This is a genomic window from Thalassiella azotivora, assembly GCF_054781695.1.
Genome location: NZ_BAAGTX010000008.1, coordinates 129844 through 150133, shown reverse-complemented (window position 1 = coordinate 150133; position 20290 = coordinate 129844). Strand labels below are relative to the sequence as shown.

Annotated in this window: 15 protein-coding genes; 8 read left to right on the top strand and 7 right to left on the bottom strand. The window is 74.5% G+C overall.

What is annotated here, in order from left to right; genetic code table 11:
• Positions 1-55: 55 nt before the first annotated feature.
• A complete protein-coding gene (locus tag ACYVQV_RS07465) occupies positions 56-1453 on the top strand; it encodes a UDP-glucose dehydrogenase family protein (protein ID WP_461022654.1) in 1398 nt (465 codons plus the stop codon).
• Entirely contained in the window at positions 1450-3588 is a 2139-nt protein-coding gene (locus ACYVQV_RS07460) for an acyltransferase family protein (RefSeq protein ID WP_461022636.1), read from the top strand. Before ACYVQV_RS07465 ends, ACYVQV_RS07460 begins: the two co-directional genes overlap by 4 nt.
• Positions 3589-3671: 83 nt before the next feature.
• Here ACYVQV_RS07460 and ACYVQV_RS07455 read toward each other — a convergent pair whose 3' ends face one another.
• Positions 3672-6455, bottom strand: a complete 2784-nt coding sequence (locus ACYVQV_RS07455; RefSeq protein ID WP_461022635.1) for a PKD domain-containing protein — start codon at positions 6453-6455, stop codon at positions 3672-3674.
• Positions 6456-6686: 231 nt separating this feature from the next.
• Here ACYVQV_RS07455 and ACYVQV_RS07450 point away from each other — a divergent pair, with 231 nt between their 5' ends.
• Positions 6687-8447, top strand: coding sequence for a BCCT family transporter (locus tag ACYVQV_RS07450; RefSeq protein WP_461022634.1), 1761 nt, complete (start codon positions 6687-6689; stop codon positions 8445-8447).
• A 12-nt stretch (positions 8448-8459) separates the two neighbouring features.
• On the opposite strand, the gene ACYVQV_RS07445 is transcribed toward ACYVQV_RS07450, so the two are convergent.
• Entirely contained in the window at positions 8460-9530 is a 1071-nt protein-coding gene (locus tag ACYVQV_RS07445; RefSeq protein ID WP_461022633.1) for an LLM class flavin-dependent oxidoreductase, read from the bottom strand.
• Positions 9531-9703: 173 nt separating this feature from the next.
• Here ACYVQV_RS07445 and ACYVQV_RS07440 point away from each other — a divergent pair, with 173 nt between their 5' ends.
• Positions 9704-10939: a globin domain-containing protein gene (locus tag ACYVQV_RS07440; RefSeq protein ID WP_461022632.1), complete on the top strand. Its 1236-nt coding sequence runs from the start codon at positions 9704-9706 to the stop codon at positions 10937-10939.
• Here the strand turns inward: ACYVQV_RS07440 and ACYVQV_RS07435 are convergent.
• Positions 10905-13025, bottom strand: a complete 2121-nt coding sequence (locus ACYVQV_RS07435) for an ATP-dependent metallopeptidase FtsH/Yme1/Tma family protein (protein WP_461022631.1) — start codon at positions 13023-13025, stop codon at positions 10905-10907. The two genes, ACYVQV_RS07440 and ACYVQV_RS07435, sit on opposite strands and share 35 nt — an antisense overlap.
• Before the next feature lie 298 nt (positions 13026-13323).
• On the opposite strand from ACYVQV_RS07435, the gene pflB reads away from it, so the two are divergent.
• Positions 13324-15558 (top strand): formate C-acetyltransferase, encoded by a 2235-nt coding sequence (gene pflB, locus ACYVQV_RS07430; protein ID WP_461022653.1) that lies wholly within the window; start codon positions 13324-13326, stop codon positions 15556-15558.
• Positions 15558-16388 (top strand): pyruvate formate-lyase-activating protein, encoded by an 831-nt coding sequence (pflA, locus tag ACYVQV_RS07425; protein WP_461022630.1) that lies wholly within the window; start codon positions 15558-15560, stop codon positions 16386-16388. The genes pflB and pflA overlap by 1 nt, the downstream gene beginning before the upstream one ends.
• Before the next feature lie 46 nt (positions 16389-16434).
• Here the strand turns inward: pflA and ACYVQV_RS07420 are convergent, their stop codons facing one another.
• Positions 16435-17244, bottom strand: a complete 810-nt coding sequence (locus ACYVQV_RS07420) for an SDR family NAD(P)-dependent oxidoreductase (protein ID WP_461022629.1) — start codon at positions 17242-17244, stop codon at positions 16435-16437.
• Positions 17245-17305: 61 nt separating this feature from the next.
• Here ACYVQV_RS07420 and ACYVQV_RS07415 point away from each other — a divergent pair, with 61 nt between their 5' ends.
• Complete coding sequence (locus ACYVQV_RS07415; protein ID WP_461022628.1) at positions 17306-17878, top strand: TetR/AcrR family transcriptional regulator; 573 nt, start codon at positions 17306-17308, stop codon at positions 17876-17878.
• Positions 17879-17909: 31 nt separating this feature from the next.
• Here ACYVQV_RS07415 and ACYVQV_RS07410 read toward each other — a convergent pair whose 3' ends face one another.
• Positions 17910-18470 carry a hypothetical protein gene (locus ACYVQV_RS07410; RefSeq protein ID WP_461022627.1) on the bottom strand — a complete coding sequence of 187 codons (561 nt, stop codon included), beginning with the start codon at positions 18468-18470 and terminating at the stop codon, positions 17910-17912.
• A gap of 81 nt (positions 18471-18551) precedes the next feature.
• Complete coding sequence (locus ACYVQV_RS07405; RefSeq protein ID WP_461022626.1) at positions 18552-18878, bottom strand: hypothetical protein; 327 nt, start codon at positions 18876-18878, stop codon at positions 18552-18554.
• Between the two features lie 185 nt (positions 18879-19063).
• Here ACYVQV_RS07405 and ACYVQV_RS07400 point away from each other — a divergent pair, with 185 nt between their 5' ends.
• On the top strand, positions 19064-19558 hold the full coding sequence (locus tag ACYVQV_RS07400; RefSeq protein WP_461022625.1) for a septum formation family protein: 495 nt from the start codon (positions 19064-19066) through the stop codon (positions 19556-19558).
• A 117-nt stretch (positions 19559-19675) separates the two neighbouring features.
• Here ACYVQV_RS07400 and ACYVQV_RS07395 read toward each other — a convergent pair whose 3' ends face one another.
• Positions 19676-20209 (bottom strand): hypothetical protein, encoded by a 534-nt coding sequence (locus tag ACYVQV_RS07395; protein WP_461022624.1) that lies wholly within the window; start codon positions 20207-20209, stop codon positions 19676-19678.
• Positions 20210-20290 lie beyond the last annotated feature (81 nt).

Genomic DNA, 20290 nt, shown 5'->3' with positions numbered 1-20290 from the left:
CACCACCGACGACACCACCGCGGCCACCGCCGCAGACACCACCGAAGGACAGCACATGAGCACCCGCATCACCGTCATCGGCACCGGCTACCTCGGCGCCGTCCACGCCGCCGGCATGGCCGAGCTCGGCTACGAGGTCATCGGCGTCGACGTCGACCAGCGCAAGGTCGACACCCTCAACGACGGCCGCGCGCCGTTCTACGAGCCCGGCTTCGAGCCGCTGCTCGCCGAGCACGTCCGCTCCGGCCGGCTGCGCTTCACCACCTCCTACGCCGAGGCCGGCGAGTTCGGCGACGTCCACTTCGTGTGCGTCGGCACCCCGCAGCAGGCCGGCGGCCGCGCCGCCGACATGCGCTACGTCGACGCCGCGATCGACTCCCTCGCACCGCACCTGACCCGCCCGGCCCTCGTCGTCGGCAAGTCCACGGTGCCCGTGGGCACGGCCGCCCGGCTGACCGAGCGGCTTCGCGCCGCCGCCCCCGCCGGTGACCAGGTGCACCTGGCCTGGAACCCCGAGTTCCTGCGCGAGGGCTTCGCCGTCGAGGACACCCTGCGCCCCGACCGGATCGTGCTCGGCGTGACCTCCGCGGACGACGCCGAGACGCTCCAGGGCGTGTACGGTCCGATCCTGGCCACCGGCACGCCGCTCGTCGTCACCGACCTGCCGACCGCCGAGCTGGTCAAGGTGTCCGCCAACGCCTTCCTGGCTACCAAGATCTCCTTCATCAACGCGATGGCCGAGGTCTGCGAGGTCGCCGGCGCCGACGTCACCCAGCTGTCCGAGGCGATCGGCCACGACGAGCGGATCGGCAAGAAGTTCCTCAAGGCCGGGCTGGGCTTCGGTGGCGGCTGCCTGCCCAAGGACATCCGGGCGTTCTCCACCCGCGCCGCCGAGATCGGCGCCCACGAGGCGCTGAACTTCCTGCGCGAGGTCGACGAGGTCAACATGCGCCGGCGCACCCGCGTCGTCGACCAGGCCCGCGACCTGTGCGGCGGGTCGCTGCTCGGCCGCAAGATCGCCGTCCTCGGCGCCGCCTTCAAGCCGAACACCGACGACGTCCGCGACTCGCCCGCCCTGAACGTCGCCGCCACGCTGCACCTCGGCGGCGCCCAGGTCGTCGTGCACGACCCGGAGGCCAATGACAACGCGGCCTCCCGCTTCCCGACGCTGGCCTACGCGGACAGCACCGAGGACGCCGTGCGGGACGCCGACCTGGTGATCCTGGCGACCGAGTGGAAGCAGTTCGTCGAGCTCGACCCCGCCCGGCTCGCCGAGCAGGTCGCCCACCCGTGCATCGTCGACGCACGCAACGCCCTGGACCCGCAGGTCTGGGCGGACGCCGGCTGGCAGTACCGCGGCATGGGCCGCCCCGCCCCGGTCACCTCCGCCGTGCCCGCGACCGTCCCCGCCTCCGTCGTGGCGTCCGTCCCGGCGGAGCTGCAGCAGGCATGAGCGCCGTCGGGGTGGGCCCCACCCAGGTCGGCCGGTCGGCGCCGCAGGCGCCGGCCGGCCGGCACGGCGCCGGCTTCCGTCCGGACGTCGAGGGGCTGCGGGCGATCGCCGCCGGTGTCGTCGTCCTCGGCCACGCCGGCGTGGCGTTCCTGCCCGGCGGGTACGTCGGCGTGGACGTCTTCTTCGTCCTGTCCGGCTTCCTCATCACGGGGTTGCTGCTCAAGGAGGTCGAGCGCAGCGGCCGGGTGGACCTCAAGCGCTTCTACGCGCGGCGGGCCCGCCGGCTGCTGCCGGCCGCGGCGCTGGTCGTGGTCGCGACGGTCGTCGGCGCCTGGTTCCTGCAGTCGCCCCTGGCCGGCAAGCAGGCGGCGCAGGACGGGCTGTGGACGGTCTTCTACGCGTTCAACGTCAAGCTCGCCGCCGACGGCACGGACTACCTCAACGCCGAGGAGGCGCCGTCGCTGCTCCAGCACTTCTGGTCCCTCGCCGTCGAGGAGCAGTTCTACGTCGTCTGGCCGCTGCTGCTCGTGGCGGTCGCGGGGACGGCGCTCGGACGGCGCGCCGCGCGAGCCGGTGAGGACGCTCGACGCGCGCGACCGCGTCCGGTGCGCCGCGGCCGGGTGGCCACCGTCCTGCTCGTCGTGGTGGCCGGCTCGCTGGCCCTCAGCGTCTGGCAGACGTCGGTGGCGCAGTCCTGGGCGTACTTCGGGCTGCACACCCGTGCGTGGGAGCTCGGGGTCGGCGCGCTGCTCGCGGTCGGGCTCGCCGGTGTCCGCCGGGTGCCCACCTGGGTGGCCGTGCCGCTCGGCTGGCTCGGCCTGGCCGCCGTCGTCGTCGCCGCCGTCGTCTACACCGAGGACACCGCGTTCCCCGGGTACGCGGCCGCCGTCCCGGTGCTCGGCACCGCGGCGGTCGTCGCCGCCGGAGCCGCCGCCCCCGGGCGGGGCGCGTCCCGGCTGCTCGCCGCCCGCCCGCTGACGACGGTGGGGTCGATGTCGTACGGCTGGTACCTGTGGCACTGGCCGCTGCTGACGCTGCTGCCGGCGGCGCTGGGCGTCCCCGCGGAGGGCACCGTCCTGCTCGTGGCCGCCGCGCTGGGGCTGGGGCTGGCTGCCCTGTCCCTGCACCTGGTGGAGAACCCGATCCGGTTCTCGCCGTCGCTGTCGGCGCCGGGTGACGGCCTGGCGCTGGGCTTCGCGGTCTCCTCGGTGCTGGTGCTCGTCGCCGTCACCGCGGCCGTGGCGCCCGGTGCGGCGCCCAAGGGGGAGCGGGTGGACGTCGCGTCCTACCGCACGGAGGACGCCAGCCTGGCCCCGGTCATCCAGGCGTCGTTGGAGGCGCCGGCGGCGCCGCAGAACCTCACCCCGGCGGTCGGGGAGGCCAAGGGCGACCTCCCGGCGTCCCGGGAGGACGGCTGCCACGCCGACCTGCTCGACGTCGAGCCGAAGCGCCCCTGCCTCTACGGGGACACCGGGTCCGACCGCACGGTGGTGCTGTTCGGCGACTCGCACGCCGACCAGTGGCTCCCGGCCCTCGAGCCGGTCGCCGCGGAGGCGGGCTGGGCGCTGGCGCACCGGACCAAGTCCGCCTGCCCGCCGGCGACCATGACCGTCCGGTCGGGTGACCTCGGCCGCACGTACGACGAGTGCGACACCTGGCGCGAGGACGTCCTGGCCGAGATCGAGCGCACCAGGCCGGAGCTGGTCGTCGTGGGCGCGTCCTACGGCCTCGGCGACGACGACCCGCAGCAGTGGTCGCAGGCCATGGCCACCACGGTGTCGCGGCTGACCGCGGCCGCGGACCGGGTCGTCCTCCTCGAGGACACCCCGGTGCGCTCGTCGTCCGGACCTGACTGCGTCGCGGCGAACCTCGACGACGTCGCGCAGTGCGCCGTCGACAGGGACGCCGCCACCCCGCACACCGACGTCGCCGAGGCGGTCCGCACCGCCGTGGCGGAGGCCGGTGGGCAGGTCGTCGACCCGCTCGGCTGGTTCTGCGCGGACGACGTGTGTCCCGAGGTGATCGGCAACTACCTCGTCCACCGCGACGCCACGCACGCCACGGCCGCGTACACGCGGTTCCTGGCCCCACGCGTGGGCGAGGCCGTCGGCCTCGTCCGCCACGACGCGAGCTGAAGCCACCCGGCCGCGTCACGAAGCCGGCGGCCCGGTCCCTCAACGGCGAGGGACCGGGCCGCCTGCGCGTCCAGCCCGCGCGTTCAGTCTGCGGGCCGAACGGCCGGCGCCGCGGACGTCGCGGGGAGCGCGGCCGCGAGCAGGTCGCTGGTCACCTCGGTCGCCGGCGCCGAGGACCCGGCGACCTCCACCGCGGCCACGCACACCGCGAGCACCAGCGCCTCGCCGTCGGGGATGGTGAGCACCGGGTCCTCGGCCGGCTGCTCCGACGTCGTCACGGACCGGACGTCCGTGCTGGTGCCGGACGCGTTGGTCGCGACCGCCCGCACCTCGTACGTGGTGCCGGGCGCCAGGCCGGCGAGGGTGACGTCGAACCACCGGAAGCCGGTGTGGGCCGCGACGTCCGCACCCGGCAGGGTCAGGACGGGGCCCCCGTCGCCCGGCACCAGCTCGAACACCAGGGTGCTGTCCAGCGAGTGCGGGTGCACCTTCGTGCGCAGGGTCGTCGTCGTGGCCGTCACGTCCAGCGTGCTCTCGACCTGCACGGTCGGCGGTGCCGTCGTGTCGGTGTGACGGTTCGCGACGACCGTGCTGCCGGCGTCGGTGACGGCGGTGACGCGCCAGTGGTGCCGGGTGCCCGGGGTGAGGCCCTCCAGCCGGACGCGGACCTCCTGGCCCGTGGTGCTCGCCGGCAGGTCGACGGTCCGCGGCGTCCCGCCGAACGTCGTGTCCGTCCCCCACTCGACGACGACACGACCGGCCAGGCCGTGGGTGCCCACCCAGGCGACCACGGTCAGCGCCGTGTCGGTGGCCTCGCGCCCGTCCGCCGAGAGCGTCGGCGCCGCGACGACCGGGTCCGTCCCGGTCTGCCCGTCGCCACCGCCGGACGGCGCCGTCCCGGAGGTGGTCAGGGAGCGGGTGGCCGTGCGGGTGCCGGAGGCGTTCGTGCCGACCGCCTGCACCTCGTACGTCGTCCCGGCGACGAGCCCGGACACGGGCACCGACAGCCACCGGAAACCGGTGTGCGCTTTGACGGTCAGCGTGTCGCTGCTGACCGTCGTCCCCCCGCCGGCCGGGACGAGGCGGAAGCGCACGGTGCTGTCGAGGGAGTGCGGGTGCACGCGCGCGTTGAGCGTCGCCGACGCGGTGGTGACCTGCGTGGGGGCGTCCAGCAGGACGGTGGGCGGGCCGGTGGTGTCCAGGTGCCGGCCGGTCAGGCGGGTCGTGCCCGCGTCGGTCCGGGCCACGACCTTCCAGTGGTAGCGGGTGCCGGGCTGGAGCCCGGTGAGGTCGGTGCGGAGGGTCTGCGACCAGCCGAGCGCCGCGGCGTCCACGGTGTGCGACGACCCGTAGTCGGTGGTCGTGCCCCAGTGGAACGTGACCGTCCCCTCCTGGCCCTGGGTGTTGACCCACGCCGAGATCCTGGCGGTGGTGTCGCCGGTGCCGACACCGTCCCCCGTGACGGTCGGGGGCTTGGCGGCCGCGATGACGCGGGTGCGGGCGGCGGTGCCGCCGAGGACGTCGGTGACGTGCAGGGTCACGGTCCACGTGCCGCCGGCGAAGGTGTGTGGCAGCGCGCTCGGCGGGGACCCCGTGCCCTCGGCGGCGGCCGAGCCGTCGCCGAAGTCGACCCGCCACCGGGCGATGCCCTGCCCCGCGGCGTGCCCGGTCGCGGCGGACGCCGAGGCGTCGAAGGTGACCGTCAGCGGACCGGGGCCACCCGTGGTGTCGGGGAGCAGGGACGCCGTGGTCCGGCCGTGGGCCGAGGCGGCACCGGCGACCTCGCGGAACGCCTCCAGCGTCTGCGGGCTGGAGTCGGTCCACCACGGGCAGGTGCCGTGCGTGTCGAAGTAGGAGACGGCCTTGATCTCGGGCATGGCGTCCAGGGCGGCCATCCCCTCGCGCAGCCACGCGGCCTTGCGACCCGGGTCGGACGGGTCATCGACCGAACCCCACTCGGCCAGCATCAGCGGCTTGCCCTTGGCGGCGCCGAACGTGCGGAACGGGGAGACCACCGTGGCCAGAGGCCGCCACGCGGTGGGCTTGCCGGGGGCGCACCCCAGCCAGTTGTAGGCGTCCAGCGCGGCCCAGTCGACGACGTCACCCCCCGGCCAGTACGCCTGCGCCCCGGCGCCGACGTACTGCGAGCCGAAGCTGGACGGCGTCATGATCCACGTGTACGCGGCGTTCGTGACACCCGCGGCGCGCATGCGGCTGACGTAGTGGCGCCACGCTGCGACGTACTCGGCGGGGCTGCCGAAGCGGGTCTCCATGTCGGGCTCGTGGTGGAAGGACAGGAAGACGGGTGCACCGAGCGTACGCACCGCCTGCGCCTGCACTGCGATGTCGGCGTCCACCGCCCCGGAGGCCACCTGCGACCAGGTGATGAGGGAGCCGTCCCGTCGCTGCGGCCGCACGGACAGGACGGGGGTGCGCCCCCGCGCGACGTCGGTGCGGACGGTGGTGGAGTCGACCGGGTCGTCCCAGCGCAGGAACACCCGCCGCAGGTCCAGCGAGCGCCCGATCCTGCGCTCGAAGGCGTCCACAGCCGCCTGGCTGTCGCCGTCCGAGGGGTTCGTGGGCGAACCGGCCGGGTCGACGAACGCGCCGAAGAGGCGCCCGGCGGGCGGGGCGAGGGCGTCGACGGCCGCGGAGCCGGCAGCGGGCTCGGACGGCTCCTCGGGCTCGGACGACGCGGCCGGCTCGACCGATGTCACCGGCTCGGCGGTCGGCGAGACCGCTGCGACGGCGGTCGGACCGCCCACCGTCCCAGCTCCCACGACGAGCGCGGCGCACAGGACGAGGGCGGAGGTCAGCAGGGTCGGACGAGGGCGTCGGCGGCTGGGACGGGCGGTCGGGACGGGCATGGGTGCGGTGATCCCCCGGGAGCGTGGCGCACTGGGCTGAGAGGGCCGAGCGGGTCCGGGCCCCACTACCTCTGTCGGCTCGCCGGGCCCCCGGACTGAGGTCTGCCGGGGCACCGGCTCGCCGCTTCACCCGATGAGTGCCCGCAGTGGGACGGCTCGACGTCCGGCGAGCCGGGTTGCGGCGCGTCACCCGCTGTGAAGGGATGAGACGCCGACGAGGGAGGTTCACGCGTGAGAGCACTCATCACCCGGGCCCACGACGCGCTGGGGCTGCGCACGGGGCCGGTCATCTTCACGGGGTCGGCGGCCGTGACCCTGCTGTTCGTCGTCACGACCATCCTGTTCACCGACACCGTCGACGGGGTCTTCGCCGGGGCGACCGGCTGGCTGATGGAGAACCTCGGCTGGTTCTACGTGCTGGGCGTGACGGTCTTCCTGATCTTCCTCGTGTACATGGCCGCGAGCCGGTGGGGGCGGGTCAAGCTGGGCGCGGACGACGAGGAGCCGGAACACTCCGGACCGGCCTGGTTCGCCATGCTGTTCGCCGCCGGCATCGGGACCATCCTCATGTTCTGGGGGGTTGCCGAGCCGATCAACCACTACGCCAACCCGCCGATGCAGGACGTCGACGGCGGGACCGTCGCCGCCTTCGAGGAGGCGATGGCGTTCACGCTGTACCACTTCGGCCTGCACACGTGGACGATCTTCACGCTGCCGGCGCTCGCGTTCGCGTACTTCATGTACAAGCGGAACCTGCCGCCGCGGGTGTCCTCGATCTTCTACCCGCTGATCGGGGACCGGATCCACGGCCCGCTCGGCGCCGTCATCGACATCACGGCGATCGTGGGGACGATGTTCGGGGTCGCCGTCTCCGTCGGGCTCGGCACCCTGCAGATCAACAGCGGCCTCGCGGCGCTGTTCGGCGTGGAGGAGAGCCGGGTCACGCAGATCCTCATCATCCTCGTCGTCACCGCGATCGCAACGATCTCGGTGGCCGTCGGGCTGGACCGCGGCATCAAGCGGCTGTCGAACCTCAACATCGTCGTGGCCGTGGGCCTGCTGTTCTTCGTGCTCGTCACCGGCCCGACCCTGTTCCTGCTGCAGGGAACCATCGAGTCGGTCGGCACCTACCTGTCCTGGCTGCCGGAGCTGGCCTTCTGGAACGACACGGTCAACGACAGCGACTGGCAGAGCTCGTGGACGGTCTTCTACTGGGCGTGGACGATCTCCTGGTCGCCGTTCGTCGGCATCTTCATCGCCCGGATCTCCCGCGGCCGCAGCATCCGGCAGTTCGTCATCGGGGTCCTGGGGATCCCGGTGGCCTTCAGCCTGATCTGGTTCGGCGTCTTCGGGTGGGGCTCGTTCAGCATCGAGCGGGACGACCCCGGCACGCTGGTGGAGCCCGTCGTCGAGCAGGGAGACGTCGCCGCCGCGCTGTTCGTCTTCCTCGAGAGCTTCCCGCTGACGACGGTGACGTCGGTCGTCAGCATCCTGCTCGTCGTCGTGTTCTTCACGACGTCGGTGGACTCCGCCGCGCTGGTCATGGACACCATCGCCAACGGCCACGAGGACCCCGCCCCGACGCGGCAGCGCGTGTTCTGGGCGCTGTGCGTCGCCGCCGTGGCCGGCACCCTGCTGGGCGCCACCGGCGCGGGCGGGCTCGAGGCCCTGCAGCAGGTGATCATCGTCGTCGGGCTGCCGTTCTTCGTGATGGGCTACCTGATGATCTACAGCATCCTCAAGGCCCTCAGGGAGGACGCCGGCGAACGGCCACCGCTGCGCACGCGCCGCTGGCGGCGGGTGCTGCCCCCCGAGGAGGCCGAGCGCCGCGGGGGCGAGGGGCACCCGGCGACGACCACCCAGGAGCACGACGAGGACCACGACCACGACGGGGACGGCGACCACGACACGGACGGCGAGGACTCCCGCGGCCCGCTGCTGACGAAGACCGACACCAGCAAGCGCGACCAGGTGCCGCCGCGCGACCGCTGAGGCGCGGCGGGGTCAGGCGAGCAGCTCCCGGACCCGGGGGACCACCTCCGTGCCGTACAGGCCGATCGCGTCGACCAGGTGCGTGTGCGGCATCGGCCCGTTGCTGTACTTGAGGTCGAAGCGCTGGAGCCCGAGCTCGCGCACCGTGCCGGCGATCTTGCGCGCCACCGTCTCGGGCGACCCGGCGAAGACCGCCCCGTGCTCGACCTCCGCCTCGAAGTCCGCGCGGGTGGTCGGGGGCCAGCCCCGCTCGCGGCCGATCCGGTCCCGGTTGGCCTTGAAGTGGGGGAACATCAGCTCGCGGGCCCGCTCGTCGGTGTCCGCGACGAAGCCGGGGGAGTGCACGCCGACCGGCAGCCGGGGCAGCCCGAGCCGCTCGAGCGCCCGGTGGTACAGGTCGGTGTACGGCGCGAACCGGGAGGGCTCACCGCCGATGATCGCGAGCATCATCGGCAGGCCGTGCCGGGCCGCCCGGATCACCGACTCCGGCGAGCCGCCGACCCCGACCCAGGTCGGGACGCCCCCGCGCTCGGTGCGCGGGTGCACCTCCACGTCGTGCAGCGGCGGGCGGACCGTGCCCTCCCACGAGAACCGCCGCTCCCGGCGGACCCTGGTGAACAGGTCCAGCTTCTCGGTGAACAGCGCCTCGTAGTCGGCCAGGTCGTACCCGAACAGCGGGAAGGACTCGGTGAACGAGCCGCGCCCCAGCGTCACCTCGGCCCGGCCGTCCGACAGCGCGTCCAGGGTGGCGAAGCGCTCGTAGACCCGGACCGGGTCGTCCGAGCTGAGCACCGTCACCGCGCTGCCGAGGACGATCCGCTCGGTGCGCGCGGCGATCGCCGCCAGCACGACCTCGGGTGCGGAGACGGCGTAGTCGTCGCGGTGGTGCTCGCCCACCCCGAACGCGTCCACGCCCGACCGGTCGGCGACGACGGCCTGCTCGACCAGGTCCCGCAGGACCCGCGCGGGGTGCACGGGGACGCCGTCCCCGTCGACCGTGACGTCACCGAACGTGTCCAGCCCGAGCTGCACCGTGCCTGGGGCGGGCGCGCCGCCGTTCGCGTCGTCCACGTCTCTCCTCACGTCGGTGACCATCCGAGTGGCCGTCCGAGGCGACAGCGTCCCTGCGGCGCAGCGCATTCCGCGCACGCGCACCGATGGCGCCCGAAGCGACCCGGGACGTTCGGCCCCTACGACCCGTTCACCCGGATGGGGTAAGCAAGGGGCGTCCCTTCCCCCACCCGTGAGGAGCTCACGTGCTCTCGGACCGTTCGCGCCCCGTCGTCGAGGCCACCCTGCCCGTGGTCGCCGACAACATCCACGCCATCGCCCAGCGCTTCTACCAGCACATGTTCGGGGAGCACCCCGAGCTCCTGGACGGCGTGTTCAACCGGGGCAACCAGGCCGAGGGCACCCAGCAGGTCGCCCTGGCCGGGTCGGTCGCCGCGTTCGCGGCCGCGCTGGTGAAGGACCCCGAGCAGCTGCCCGAGCAGCTGATGAGCCGGATCGCGCACAAGCACGCGTCCCTCGGCATCCGACCGGACCAGTACCAGGTCGTGCACGACAACCTGTTCTGGGCCATCGGCGACGTCCTCGGCGACGCGGTCACCCCGGAGGTGGCGGCCGCCTGGCAGGAGGTCTACTGGCTGATGGCGTACGCGCTCGTCCACATGGAGCGGGGCCTCTACAGCGCCCGCGGCGTGCGGCCGGAGACGGTCTGGCGCGAGTGGGAGGTCACCGACAAGGTCGAGGAGACCGCGGACGTCGTGACGTTCAGGGTCAAGCGCACCGACGACCGGCTCGTGCGGACGTCGCTGCCCGGCCAGTACGTGAGCGTCAAGGTGCTCATGCCGGACGGCGTGCACCAGCCGCGCCAGTACAGCCTGACCCGTGCGGACGACGGCGAGCACCGCCAGTTCGCGGTCAAGCGCGTGCGGGGCGGTGGCACGCCCGACGGCGAGGTGTCGAACCACCTGTGCGACAGCGTGCAGGTCGGTGACGTGCTGACGCTGTCCCTGCCGTTCGGTGACGTGGTGCTGGACGACTCGGGCCGGCCGATCGTGTTCGCCTCCGCCGGTATCGGCGTGACGCCGATGGCGGGGATGCTGTCGCACCTGCGCCAGGCCGGTACGCACCTCGACGTGACGCTGCTGCACGCCGACTCGCGCGAGGAGTCCTTCCCGCTGCGCCGGCAGGTGCTCGACGACGTGCGGGCGCTGCCCGGCGGGTCGGCCTACGTCTGGTACGAGCAGGGTGGCAGCGACCTGCCGGTGGACGGCGCCTTCACCGGGGTGATGGACCTCGCGGACGTGACGCTCCCGGACGGCGCCGGCTACTACCTGTGCGGTCCGCTGCCGTTCATGCAGGCGGTCCGCAGCCAGCTCGTCGAGCGGGGCGTGCCGCCGCAGGACATCCAGTACGAGGTGTTCGGGCCCGACCTGTGGGCGGCGGACCTGCTCACCGAGTCCGCACCCGGCGCCACCACGAGCTGACGGACCGCCGCGGCGGCCGGGCCCACGCCGCGCGGGCGGGACGTCCCCGCCCGGCGGCGACCCCGGTCGCCGCGGCCACCGGAACGCGGCTGCCGGCGGCAGCCCCCACCCCGGCGACCTCGCGGTCCGGTGCGTCGTCCAGGGGTCGGCGGGGTGCAGGCAGCGCACTGCGCCCGCCACCCGCACGGCGCCTGTCGGGGCGGCGCTCGCCGCGCCACGGGACGGCGTCCACCACCGGCATGGCCGTGGGCACGGGGACGGCCAGGTCCTCGGCGAGGCGGCGCACCTGCCCGCCGGTCAGCGTCTCGGCGTCCAGCAGGGCCGCGGCGACCGCGGCCAGCAGGGGCCGGTGCGCGTCGACGAGCTCGCGGGCCTTCTCCAGCGCCTGGCCGAGCAGGTCCTCCACGACCTCGGTGACCTCGTCCATGCCGCCCGCCTGAAGGACGCCGTCCGAGCGCACCATCAGGCCGAGCCGGGTCATCCCGAACCGGGTGGTCAGCTGCAGCGCCAGGTCGGTCGCCGACTGCAGGTCCCCCGCGGCGCCCTGGGTGTACTCGCCGTCCAGCAGCGCCTCCTCCGCGGCACGGCCGGCGAGGGCGACCACCATCTGGGCGAGCGCGCGCCGTCGGCCGAGGAAGACGTCGTCGTTGCCGGCCATCCACGTCACGCCGCCCGCGGCGCCCCGGGGCACGATCGTCACCTGGACGGGGTCGTCGGCGTCGGGAAGCAGCAGGGCGGCGACGGCGTGACCGGCCTCGTGCCAGGCGGTGACCTCGCGGTCGTGGTCGGTCACCAGCGCGGAGGTGCGCGCCCGGCCCATCGCCACGGTCGCCACGGCGTGGTCGAAGCACTCGGCGTCGACGAGGTCGCGCCCGCGCCGGACCGCCTCCAGGGCCGCCTCGTCCACGACCGCCGCGAGCTGCGCGCCGGAGAAGCCGGGCGTGCGGCGGGCCAGGGCGGTGAGGTCGATGACGCCCAGGGGAAGCCGGCGGGCGTGCACCCCGAGGATCTGCTCGCGACCGCGGCGGTCGGGGTTCGGCACCTCGATCCGCCGGTCCAGGCGGCCCGGGCGGGTCAGCGCCGGGTCGAGCACGTCGGGCCGGTTCGTCGCGGCGAGCACGACCACGGCGCCTCGGTCGTCGAAGCCGTCCAGCTCGGTCAGCAGCGCCACCAGCGTGTTCTCGTGCTCGGTGGTGTTTCCCCCGCCGTCGGGGCCACCGGCGCCACGGGCCCGGGCGACGGCGTCCACCTCGTCGAGGAAGACGATCGCGGAGCCCGCGGCGCGGGCGCGGGCGAACAGCTCGCGGACCCGCTTGGGGCCGACGCCGACGAAGGTCTCCACGAAGTCGGCACCCGACGCCGCGAAGAACGGGATGCCGGCCTCCCCGGCCACGGCGCGGGCGAGCAGGGTCTTGCCGGTGCCGGGCGGTCCGGTCAGCAGCGCGCCGCGGGGGACGCGGGCCCCCATCCTGGTGAAGCGGTCGGGGTCCTTGAGGAAGTCGACGAGCTCGGCGAGGTCGGCCACGGCCTCCTGCGCGCCGGCGACGTCGGCGAAGCGCGTCGTGGGCACGTCGGTGGGGCGCGTCGCGCGGAACGACCCGCCACCGGGCAGGCGGCGGCGCACCAGCAGCGCGAGCGCCACGAGGGCCACGGCCAGCGCGGACCAGCCGGCGACCTGCGCGGCCACCGCCACGGCGCCGTCCGCGCCGTCCCGGGCGAGGGCCCGCCGCGCAGGCGCCTCGGCGGGCACCACCTCCAGCGGCACACCGGCCTCCACGACGGCGGCGGTGAGGTCGCTGGCGTAGTCGGCGGGGTAGAGGACGGTCGCCGACGTCCGGTCGGGGTAGGTGACCGTCAGTGTCTGGTGCCGCTCGTCCACGGACGCCGTCGCGACCGCCCCGTCGTCCAGGTCGCCGACGACCTCGGCGAGGGTGACCTCGTCGGTCACCGCCGGCACGTCGGGGCCGCGCTCGGCGACCCCCCGCAGGGCCAGGAAGGTCACCAGCAGCAGGGCGGCGACGACCGACAGGGTCACCAGGGGGGTGGGCCGCCACCACGGGCGGGAGGGGTCACGCGGCTCGCTCACCCCCTCCCATCGGCGGTTTCCCGCCGTTCGTTGAGCCGCTGCGCCCGACCAGCCGCCCGACCAGCCGCCCGACCAGCCGCCCGCGAGGGGACCGAGGTCCCGCCGGGTCGGGACCTTCTCGCCCCACCCGGCCCCGGCCGCGCCCCTACGGTGGTCATGGAGCCGCGGTGACGTGGTGCGGGTCGGGGAGCCCGCCCGCCGCGGTCCGGAGAGGCCGGTCGTGAGCACCCAGCAGGACACCCGGACCACCGTCCCGACCACCTCAGCGGCACCCGCGGCCCGCCCCCGCGGGGAGGCGGTGCGCACCGACCCGTGGGAGGGGTTCGCGGACGGCCCGTGGCGCGAGGGCGTCGACGTGGCCGACTTCGTCCGCCGCAACGTCACCCCGTGGACCGGGGACGCGTCGTTCCTGAGCGGCCCCACCGAGCGCACCCGGCGGCTCTGGGAGCGGGTCAGCGGGCTCATGTCCGCCGAGCGCGAGCGGGGCGGCGTCCTGGACGTCGACGTCTCCACGCCGTCGACCATCACCGCGCACGCGCCGGGGTACGTCGACCGGGCCCTCGAGGTCGTCGTCGGCCTGCAGACGGACGAGCCGCTGAAGCGCGCGATCATGCCCAACGGCGGCCTGAAGATGGTGGTGGACGGCCTGCGGGCGTACGGCTTCGCGCCGGACCCGCGGGTCACCGAGGTGTTCAGCCGCTACCGCAAGACCCACAACGACGCGGTCTTCGACGCCTACACGCCGCAGATCCTCGCCTGCCGCCGCGCGGGCGTCATCACGGGCCTGCCGGACGCCTACGGCCGCGGCCGGATCATCGGCGACTACCGCCGGGTGGCGCTCTACGGCGTCGACGCGCTGGTGGCGGCCAAGCGCGCGGACCTGGCCGCGCTGGCCGAGCGCTACGCCAGCGACGACGTGATCCGGCTCCGCGAGGAGGTCAACGAGCAGGTGCGCGCCCTCGGCGAGCTCGTCGAGATGGCCCAGGGGTACGGGTTCGACGTCCGCCGGCCCGCCGCCGACGCCCGGGAGGCGGTGCAGTGGCTGTACCTGGCCTACCTGGCCGCGGTGAAGGAGCAGAACGGCGCGGCGATGAGCCTCGGCCGCACGTCGACGTTCCTCGACGTCTACCTCGAGCGGGACCTGCGGGCGGGTCTGCTCACCGAGACCGACGCCCAGGAGCTCGTCGACCACCTCGTGATGAAGCTGCGGATGGTGCGCTTCCTGCGGACCCCGGCGTACGACGAGCTGTTCTCCGGCGACCCGACCTGGGTGACGGAGTCGATCGGTGGGATGGCCGAGGACGGACGTCCCCTCGTGACGCGCACGAGCTTCCGCTACCTGCAGACGCTGTACGACCTCGGGCCGGCGCCGGAGCCGAACCTCACGGTGTTGTGGAGCCCCTCGCTGCCCGCCGGCTTCAAGCGGTTCTGCGCCCAGGTCAGCATCGACACGTCCGCCATCCAGTACGAGTCCGACGACCTCCTGCGGCCCCGATTCGGCGACGACACGGCGATCGCCTGCTGCGTCTCGCCGATGGCGGTCGGCAAGGCGATGCAGTTCTTCGGCGCCCGGGTGAACCTGGCCAAGACGCTGCTGTACGCGCTCAACGGGGGGCGGGACGAGGTCAGCGGTGAGCAGGTCGGCCCGCGGGTGCCGCTACCCGAGGGCGACGTCCTGCGCTACGAGGACGTCCGCGAGCGGCTGGACACGATGATGACGTGGCTCGCCCGCACGTACGTCGAGGCGCTCAACGTCATCCACCACATGCACGACCGGTACGCCTACGAGCGGCTGGAGATGGCGCTGCACGACACCGAGCTGCTGCGCACCATGGCCTGCGGCCTGGCCGGGCTGTCCGTCGCGACCGACTCGCTGGCGGCGATCCGGTACGCGACCGTGCGTCCGGTGCGCGACGAGCGGGGGCTGGCCGTCGACTTCGAGGTGGACGGCGAGTTCCCGACGTACGGCAACGACGACGACCGTGCGGACGCGATCGCCGTCGACCTCGTCGAGGCGTTCATGGCGAAGGTGCGGCAGAACCCGACGTACCGCGACGCCGTCCACACCCAGTCCGTGCTGACCATCACCAGCAACGTGGTCTACGGCAGGGCCACCGGTGCCACACCCGACGGCCGGCGCGCGGGCGAGCCGTTCGCCCCGGGCGCCAACCCGATGAACGGCCGGGACCGGCACGGGGTGGTCGCCGCCGCGCTGTCCGTCGCCAAGCTGCCGTTCGACGCCGCGCTGGACGGCATCTCGCTGACGACGACGGTGACGCCGGCCGGGCTCGGTCGCACCCGCGAGGAGCAGGTGGCCAACCTCGTCGGCGTCCTCGACGGCTACGTGGCCTCCGGCGGCTTCCACGTCAACGTCAACGTGCTGGACCGGGCCCTGCTCGAGGACGCGATGGAGCACCCGGAGAGGTACCCCCAGCTCACGATCCGGGTGTCGGGGTACGCGGTGAACTTCGTCCGGCTCACCCGCGAGCAGCAGCGCGACGTCGTCAACCGCACCTTCCACGGCGGGCTGTGATGCCGGCCGCAGCCCGCGAGCCGGTGCGGGCAGGGGGTCTGCGGACCACGTCGCGGCCGCCGTCCAGCGCTCGCGACGCGGTGCGCGGTGCCGGTGCGGACGATGTCACCGGCTTCCTGCACTCGTGGGACACCTCGACCGGTGTCGACGGTCCGGGCACGCGCTTCGTCGCGTTCACCGCCGGCTGCCCGCTGCGCTGCGTGTACTGCCACAACCCCGACACCTGGCAGGAGCGGTCCGGGGAGCGGGTGGGCGCCGCGCAGGTGCTCGACCGCGCGCGGTCCTTCGTGCCCTTCATCCGCGCGTCGGGTGGCGGGTTCACCGTCTCGGGCGGGGAGCCGCTGCTGCAGCCCGACTTCACCCGCGCGCTGCTGACCGGCGCGCGCTCCCTCGGGCTGCACACCGCCCTGGACACCTCGGGCTACCTCGGGGCGCGCGCCGACGACGAGCTGCTCGCCGCCACCGACCTCGTGCTGCTCGACGTCAAGTCGTGGGACCCCGCCACCTACCGCCGCGTCACCGGCGGTGAGGTGCGCCCCACGCTCGCGTTCGCGCACCGGCTGGCGGCGCTCGGCACCCCCGTGTGGGTGCGCTTCGTCCTCGCACCCGGCTGGACGGACGACCCGGCGAACGTCGCCGGTGTCGCCGCGTTCGCCGCCGGCCTCGGGGTCGTGGAGCGGGTCGACGTGCTGCCCTTCCACACGCTCGGGCAGGCGAAGTACGACGCGCTGGGCGTCCCCTTTCCCGCCGCCGGCACGCCGTCGCCGTCCCCGGAGCTGCTGGCCCGGGTGCGCGGTCAGTTCGCCGAGCACGGCCTGACCGTCGTCTGAGCCGCGGCCCACCCGCAGCGCGCTGACGGCGGACGGCCGTCGCGGCTCAGGTGCCGGCTGCCCGGGCCGCGAGCACCTGCGACGCCCGCTCCAGCATCCTGCCGTTGAGGCGCACGGAGACCGGCCGGGGCAGCAGCCGGCTCAGGGTGCGCATCGGCCGCCCAGGGACGTGGCTGGCCCGGCCGCGCCGCAGTGCGCGCAACGCCTCCTCCACGGCGGAGGGCACGCTCTGCAGGGCCACCGGCAACGCGTCGCGCTCCAGGCCCAGCGCGTCCACGACGGGGGTGTCCACGGCGCCGGGGAGCAGGACCGTGACGTCGACCCCGTGGGGGCGCATCTCGTGGTGCAGCGCCTCGCCCAGGTTCAGGACGTAGCCCTTCGACGCGCTGTCGTGCGCCATGAACGGCACGCCGTGGACGCCGCCCAGGGCCCCGACCAGCAGCAGCCCCCCGTGCCCGCGTGCGGCCAGCCGGGGGAGGGTCGCGTGGGCGAGGTCGAGGTGCGCGGCGACGTTCAGCCGCAGCCTGCGGTGCAGCTCGGCGAGGTCGGTGCCGAGGAACGCGCCCGGGTGGCCGGCGCCCGCGTCGGAGACGACCAGCCCGACGTCGAGGTCGGCGACGCCGGCGGCCAGGGCCGTGCCCGCGCCGGGTTCGGCGAGGTCGGTGACCAGGACACGGGTGCTGGTGCCGTACTCGGCCCGCAGCCGCTGCGCCAGGTCCTGGAGCCGGTGCTCGGTGCGCGCCGCGAGGACGACGTGCAGGCCGCGGGCGGCGAGTGCGGCGGCGAAGCCGGCGCCGATGCCCGAGGAGGCGCCGGTGACCAGCGCCCAGGGTCCGTACCGCTGATTCCAGATCATGGTTTGGACTGTAATCCAAAGCACCGCCGGTGACCAGGGGCCTCGCGGTAGCGTGCCGCCCGTGAAGAGCCCGCCGGAACGCCTGGCCGACCGGCTCGTCCACCACGCAGAGGACGTCCTGGACCCCGTCCGGTACCCGCGGCTGGAGGACGTCGCCCGGCTCCTCGGGGTCTCCCGGGCGTCGCTGTACTACTGGTTCTCGGGGAGGGACGACCTCGTGGCGTTCCTCCTCGCCCGGCACGTCGCCGAGGGCGGTGAGGTGCTGCGGGAGGCGGCTGCCACTCCCGGCACGGGCGCGGAGCGCCTGGACGCCGTCCTGTCGGCGATGCTGCGGCACCTGGCGGGGCGACCGGCCGCGTGCAGCGCCCTGCTCGCGGCCTTCGGGTCGGCGGGGCGGGTGCAGGAGGTCCTGCGGGCGACCGACGAGGAGGTCGCCACCGTGGTGCGTGACGTGCTCGCCGCGGGGGCGGACGACGGCACCCTCGTCGTGGGGGACGTCACCGACGCGGCGAACGCCCTGGTCGGCGCCGCCCTGCTGGCCGTCCTGGGCCGGGCGGCCGCCGGTGGCGTCCTCGACGACGCCGCGGCCCGGCGGCTGGCCGCGCAGCTGGTCGGCGGCCTGCGACCCCGGTGAGCGGTCGGTCGACGGGTCGGTCGGGGCTCGGTCAGACGAAGTGCACGAGCGCCGGGTCCGGCACGTCGGCGGCCACGACCTGCGCGGCCGAGCGGGAGGCGTCGACCCGGACGGTCCCGGCCTCCAGCTGCTCGGCCAGGTCCTCCACGTCGTCGGCCCGCAACGCCAGGGCGAGCTCGACCGACACCTCGGCCTCGGCCGCCCACTCGGAGCCCGTCAGCGCGACCACGTCGTGGACGAGACGCGGTGCCAGCGCGTGCATCCAGGCCTCCATCCGCTCCGGGGTGGTGTCCCAGACGACGGAGCGCAGCGCGGCGACCTGCTCGGCGTCCGCAGCCAAGGTCGCCACGTCCTCACCGCCCGCGGTCACGGTGAGGGGGGCGCGGCCGGCCACGACGAGCATCTGCGCGACGAGCGCGACGTCGAGGAGATCGAAGGGCCTGCTGTCCGGGCGCGACCAGACGGCCGCCGGGACGGCGGCGGTGGGGGCGCCGGCCGGCAGCAGGGTGCACCGGCCGTGCGGGCGCGCCGCGCGCACCCGGTCGCGGCAGCGCCGCTCGCGCTGTCGCTGGTGCCGTCCTGCCGTGGTCATGCACACAGTGTCGGCACGCTCCCACCTGGCCCTGAGGGTGAAACCTCGGCGACTTGACAGAGGACGTGACGGGGGTGCGTCTCAGCTCCCGGAGGGCAGGCCCGCCGGCCGGTAGAGCAACGCGGGCGCGACGTCCAGGCACTCCTGCCAGTCCAGCAGCAGCGAGCCGCCGTACATCTCCAGCGCCCGCTGGAACACGGCCTCGTCGACGGACGCGGACTCGAACCGCGCCCGCTCGAGCCAGTCACGCGCCTGCGACCAGCTGGCCCCGCGCCGCAGCGTGGCGATCACCGCGGCCTGCTCGGCGGGGGTGCTGCTGGCCACCAGGTCGCGGGCGGCCTTCTCGGCCTCGTCGGCGGGCACGCCGTTCTCGCGCTGGAGCTGCAGGAGGATCTCCTGTGCGTCCATCTCGTTGCCTCTCCTCTTCCGCACGGCGGACCCGAGCGGAGCACACCGTACCGACCGGTACACCCCTTCGGAGCAGGCGCAGGCCCGGCACCCGCATCCGCGGCGTCCGGACGGGCGCACGCCCGCTACTCTCCGGCGGACGGTGATCGCCGTCCGCTCCCAGCTCCCCGTGAGGAAAGAACGTCGTGCGCACACGCCTGCCCCTGACCATCGCCGCCTCGACCCTGCTCCTGGCCGCCACCGGCTGCGGCCTGCTCGCCGAGGAGGGCGAGACGCCGGAGCGCGACGCCTCCTCCGGCCAGGTCACCGAGGCCGTCGACGCGAACGTCTTCGAGATCGCCGTCGGGGACTGCCTGCCGGCCGAGGGCCCCAGCGGCGAGGTCGCCTCGCTGGAGGTCGTGCCGTGCTCCGAGCCGCACGGCAGCGAGGTGTACTTCAGCCACCAGATGGAGGACGCCGAGGAGTTCCCCGGCTCCGAGGCGGTGACCGCGGCGGCGGCCGAGCACTGCCTGCCCGCCTTCCAGGAGTTCGTCGGCGTCGCCTACGAGGAGTCGGTCCTGGAGGTCACCACGCTGGAGCCGACCGAGCAGACCTGGGCCGAGGGCGACCGCGAGCTGCTGTGCATCATCGTGGACACCGAGGGCGCGGTCACCGGGACCCTCGAGGGCGCCAACCGCTGACCCGGGCCGCCCGGACGCTGCCGGACGGCGGCACCGAAGGCGGCACGGACGACGGCACGGACGACGGCGCGCGGGTCCTCGACCCGCGCGCCGTCGCCGTCCTGCTCCCGGCCGACGTCAGTCGCCCGCGTTGCCCTCGCCGACGCGCACGACCTTGGAGTCGGTGACGGCGGCCAGGTCCAGGTCGTCGTCACCGCGCGCGTAGTACACGCGCGCGCTGACGCCGATCTGCGGCCTGGTCGAGCTGACCACCGCCCGGCCCTCGTCGAAGGTGAGCTCGGGGTTGGGCACCGAGTTCGTCACGGTCACCTCGCCGGGCAGGTTCCGGCTGGCGAAGTCGACGGTGAAGTCGGGCGGGATCGAGAAGGTGCTCTGCCCCACCGGCGACGAGTCGTCGCTGAAGCCCTTGTACCAGGTGACCGTCACCCGGTTCGTCTGCTCGGACTGGTTCGTCACGCTGACGACGGTCGCCGAGCGCAGCCGCCCCCCGGTCTGCGAGTTCATGTACGTCACCAGGTAGCGCGGCGTGGACCGCACCAGGGCGCCGGTGAGGTCCTCCAGGTGACCGAGCTCGATCGCCTGCTCCAGCCTGCGCAGCGCCCGCTTCTCGGTCGGTACGTTCGGGCCCTTGGCCCTCAGCTCCTCGGACACGTGGTCCTCCTCGTGCGGCCGGGCGGGGCGGCACCCGCTGCCGGCCGCGAACCACCGGGCGCCGGGTCCGGGCTGGTGCCC

Excerpts from the sequence above, each read along its gene's own strand:
- ACYVQV_RS07465 (WP_461022654.1), top strand. The coding sequence starts at position 56 with ATGAGCACCCGCATCACCGTCATCGGCACCGGCTACCTCGGCGCCGTC.
- ACYVQV_RS07460 (WP_461022636.1), top strand. The coding sequence starts at position 1,450 with ATGAGCGCCGTCGGGGTGGGCCCCACCCAGGTCGGCCGGTCGGCGCCG.
- ACYVQV_RS07455 (WP_461022635.1), bottom strand. The coding sequence starts at position 6,455 with ATGCCCGTCCCGACCGCCCGTCCCAGCCGCCGACGCCCTCGTCCGACC.
- pflA (WP_461022630.1), top strand. The coding sequence starts at position 15,558 with ATGCCGGCCGCAGCCCGCGAGCCGGTGCGGGCAGGGGGTCTGCGGACC.
- ACYVQV_RS07420 (WP_461022629.1), bottom strand. The coding sequence starts at position 17,244 with ATGATCTGGAATCAGCGGTACGGACCCTGGGCGCTGGTCACCGGCGCC.
- ACYVQV_RS07410 (WP_461022627.1), bottom strand. The coding sequence starts at position 18,470 with ATGACCACGGCAGGACGGCACCAGCGACAGCGCGAGCGGCGCTGCCGC.
- ACYVQV_RS07405 (WP_461022626.1), bottom strand. The coding sequence starts at position 18,878 with ATGGACGCACAGGAGATCCTCCTGCAGCTCCAGCGCGAGAACGGCGTG.